Source organism: uncultured Thermus sp., assembly GCF_938010445.1.
GTDB classification, from domain to species: Bacteria; Deinococcota; Deinococci; order Deinococcales; family Thermaceae; genus Thermus; species Thermus altitudinis.
On sequence record NZ_CALLUR010000067.1, the window covers coordinates 1 to 3,588 of the forward strand.

6 protein-coding genes are annotated in these 3,588 nt (G+C 64.8%); all 6 read right to left on the reverse strand.

Annotated features, from left to right (window positions below; translation table 11 throughout):
• A partial coding sequence (locus Q0693_RS04055; protein WP_298629412.1) for a transposase occupies positions 1-340 on the reverse strand: 340 nt, incomplete at its 3' end.
• Positions 223-630 (reverse strand): IS5 family transposase, encoded by a 408-nt coding sequence (locus Q0693_RS04060; RefSeq protein WP_298629415.1) that lies wholly within the window; start codon positions 628-630, stop codon positions 223-225. The genes Q0693_RS04055 and Q0693_RS04060, both read right to left, overlap by 118 nt.
• Before the next feature lie 44 nt (positions 631-674).
• Positions 675-917 (reverse strand): AbrB/MazE/SpoVT family DNA-binding domain-containing protein, encoded by a 243-nt coding sequence (locus Q0693_RS04065; RefSeq protein ID WP_130842622.1) that lies wholly within the window; start codon positions 915-917, stop codon positions 675-677.
• 73 nt (positions 918-990) lie between these two features.
• Positions 991-1,260 carry a hypothetical protein gene (locus Q0693_RS04070; protein ID WP_130842623.1) on the reverse strand — a complete coding sequence of 90 codons (270 nt, stop codon included), beginning with the start codon at positions 1,258-1,260 and terminating at the stop codon, positions 991-993.
• Positions 1,261-1,326: 66 nt separating this feature from the next.
• Entirely contained in the window at positions 1,327-2,475 is a 1,149-nt protein-coding gene (locus Q0693_RS04075; RefSeq protein WP_093008736.1) for a hypothetical protein, read from the reverse strand.
• The gene (locus Q0693_RS04080; RefSeq protein ID WP_243032442.1) at positions 2,465-3,424 is read right to left on the reverse strand and encodes a hypothetical protein; all 960 of its coding nucleotides are present in this window, start codon (positions 3,422-3,424) and stop codon (positions 2,465-2,467) included. The genes Q0693_RS04075 and Q0693_RS04080 overlap by 11 nt, the downstream gene beginning before the upstream one ends.
• Between the last annotated feature and the right edge of the window lie 164 nt (positions 3,425-3,588).

Below are 3,588 nucleotides of genomic sequence, written 5' to 3' on the forward strand. Positions count from 1 at the left end.
CCCCCTCCCGCACCCCCGCATGGGGGCGGGCCACCACCTCCAGCTCCAGTCCCAGCCCCCTGGCCACCTCCCGCAAACCCCGGTAGCCCCAGTCCACAAAGAGCTTGCGCACCCGGGGCCACAAGGAAAGGTCTATCCCCAAAAGGGACGCTTGCCCACCCCACTTGTCGTGCTCATTGGCCGGGTGGACAAAGGCCTTCAAGAGACGGCCCCCCGTGTCCGTCAGGACCTGCCGCTTCCTCCCCTTGACCTTCTTCGCCCCGTCGTGTCCCCGGGGCCCCCCTTTTCCCCCGTCTTCACCCACTGGCCCATGACCAGGGCCCTCGGGGAGGCATACCATCCTTCCCGCTCCCGGTCACGACGGGCCAGAACCTGAGCTACCTTCTCCCAAACCCCTTCCTTCTGCCACTTGCGGAAGTAGTGGTAGACCGTGGACCAGTGGGGCAAGTCGTGAGGCATGGCCCGCCACCCGATGCCGTTTTCCAGGACGTAAAGTATGGCGCTGACGATCTCCCTCCTCGGCACCTTTGCGGGTCGGCCACCGGGCTTGGGGGCGGGGATCAACGGCTCCAGGATGGCCCACTCCGCGTCCGACAGGTCGCTGGGGTAAGATCTCCGTGTAGAAGCCACCCTTCAAGTATAGCGGACTTTTACGACAGTCTCTTAGTAAGGCTTTAGGCCCCTTCCCCCCACGCCTCCTCCCGCGCCCGCCTCTCTGCCTCTTCCCCGGGGAACCCCCGCTTGCCCTTCAGGCGCCCGAGCAGGGCTTCCAGGGGTACGCGGCGCCGGGGGCGGAGGAAGGCCCCCCCTTCCCGGAGCTCAAAGACCACCTCTTCTCCGGGGCGGAGTCCAAGGGCCTCCCGGATCGCCTTGGGGAGGGTGATCTGCCCTTTACTGCTTACCCTGGACTTTACCATTCCCTTCTCACTTTACCACAGGCCCCATTCCGGCGCCCCAGAGCCGCGTTTGCCGGCGAGACCTAGCCTGCCTTCACCGCCACCCCCTTCCCACCCAGGGGGCGAGGGCGAGGAGGAGCCCCCCGGCCAGGAGGAGGAGGAGCCTTCCCCTGGGCCACCGGTCGGCCAGATGCCCCCCATAGAGGGCGAAGAGGGGCTCGGCCAGGAGACGGAAGGCCAGGGCTAAGCTGGCCTCTAGGGGGCTCAAGGCCCCAAGAGCGGTGAGGGCGGCGTGGGCGAAGTAGAAGAACCCCGCCCCGAAGAGGCGGAAGGCCTCCAGCCAGAGGAGGAGGGCTATTGTCATACGCCTACAGGCTGGCCGGAAACGGGCCCAAAACGAGAAGGGGTAGATTCTCCTTGTCCAAGATTCCTACTCTGCTTCTTCTTGCCTTAAGGCCTCCAGTCGCCTAGGGTGGAGGGGTCCTAAAGCGAAGGGAAGAAGGACCAGGAATCCCAAGGCTCCTAGGAGGAGGGGCAGGGCTGGATTCCCCTTGCCCAGGACCCCCGCCCCCAGGCCCCCCAGGGCCCCGGCCCCGTAGAGGAGGGCCCGGATGGCGGCAAGGCTTGGGGCCAGGCCCTCCTTGGGCAGGAGCCAGCCCCGCACCGCCCGCAGGTGGGTGCTGAGGAGGGCCACCCCCAGGCCTAAGAGGGGTGGGGCGGCGAGGAGGAGGGGAAAGGGCAGGAGAAAGCCCATCCCCCCGAGGGCTGCCCCTAATGGGCCCAGCCTAAAGGCCAGGGCCGGTGGGACCCGCCCGGCAAAGTAGCTTCCCAGGGTGTACCCCAGGCTTTGCAGCACGAAGACCAGGCCGAAGAGGGCTTCCGGGGTGCCCGCCCGGAGGGCCAGAAGGCCCAGAAGGGCGGTGGTGAGGGCGTGGGCCAGGGTAAAGAGGAGGGAAAGGAGGAGATAGGGCCTGAGGGGGGCGTAGGCCAGGAGGCGACGGAGGGACTGCACCAAGGCCTCGGGCCTCGTCGCCTCCTCCCTCTCCCCCTTCTCCCCCGTGAGGGCGGGGCGGAGGAGGGCCCAGGCCAGGAGGAGGATCCCGGCGGCAAGGAGGTAAGGGAGGGCGGGATGGAGGGCGAAGAGGGCGGGGCCGAGGCCGACTCCCACCAGCCCTCCCACCTCCCAGGCAGCGTAGAGCTTGCCGCTCCTTTCCGCCAGCCTGTCCCGGCCTCTCCGCACCAGGAGGCCTTCCCAGGCCACGATGGCCAGGTCGGTGAGGACCATAAGGGGGTAAGCGTAGAAGACCAGGAGGGCGGCTTCCCGCGGCAGGAAGGGAAGGGGGAGGAACAGGAGGCCCCGGGCCAGGCGCAACTCCAGGAGAGCCCGGGCCAGGCCCCGCCGCTCCACCCAGGGGCTGAGGAGGAGAAGAGGCCCTAGGGTAAGGTAGCCCAGGGCGGCGAAGAAGCCCACCCATAAGGCTTCCCCCGTGCGGGCCACTTCCAGGGCGAGGGCGCTAAAGCCCAGGGAGGCCCCGAGGTCGCTCAGGGCCTCAGCCAAAACAGACTCTTTATGCCTCAAGTGGAGAAAACCCCTCTATTACCCAGACCACCCCGCCAGAGATAGAACAAGCGAACATTTTTTCGCCATTTTGCGAAATCCTGACACAGGAAACCATCGGCAACCCGGAAACGACGGGAGGCTGATGTCGGTAGTCACCCTGGTCCCTAACGTTTACAGCGATGACCGAGCCCCGTAACGGCTGTGTGATGTAAGTTATCTCAGGGTTCAGGGGGTCGTCTATCATTCCTCCCGTAAAGTTAAGACCCGAAGCTAAGCAGTGATGTTCCAGGAGTTCTCCGAAGGTAAAGGGGCCTCCAGCATCAGGTACACCCAAGAGGTACTCGGCGACAGTCAAAAGTGAGCCATAGGGGAGTTCGGGAACACGATTGACTTTCTTCCAGTCGTTACATCCAGCGAAGACAGCTATACCCCGTTTCCTTTTGGGGTCATCAGGGGGAGACGAAACATCTTCGAAACCGGGAGGCGGGAAAAGAGGTATATCCTTCACCAAGGGTTCCGTTTGTCCCGTTTGGAGATCTATGAGTACATCAGCTCTGGAGCGGCGCCCCTCCGAGACCGTTACAGAAAGTTTTTGGCGCCTTTCATCGTAAACAAGACTGTATGGCGCCTGTAGCCCCTCAGCTAAAACATCAGATTTGCGTGCGTCTCCACCTTGTGTGATGTCTCTGATTCGCCCACCCCAGAACTCTGTGATCAAAAACCTACCATCTGGCAGCGGGCACATGCTGGAGGGCCCCTGGAGCCCCCAGGCGAAGGGCTTAGCCTCCTCCATGTCCCCGCCCTTGGTGACGTCCTTCACCTTGCCCGTGGTGCGCTCCACCACCAGGAGCCTGCCGTCCGGGGTCCACTCCATGTGGGTGGGCGCGTGCAGGTTCCAGGCGAAGGGCCTCACGTGGACCCGCCGCGTCCGGCCGCCGACCTTGACCTCCTGCACTTCCTTGAGCATCTCCTTCACCCCCTTACGGGTTAGCCTCAGGGTAGCAGGGGGGAGGTTACGCGAGGTTACGCGGAAGGGGTTCCATAGCTGGCCTCCCGCGTAACCTCGCGTAACCTCAGGCCCTCCGCGTAACCCTTCCCGTGGCACCCTGGGGGCATGAGGGGCAAAGTCCT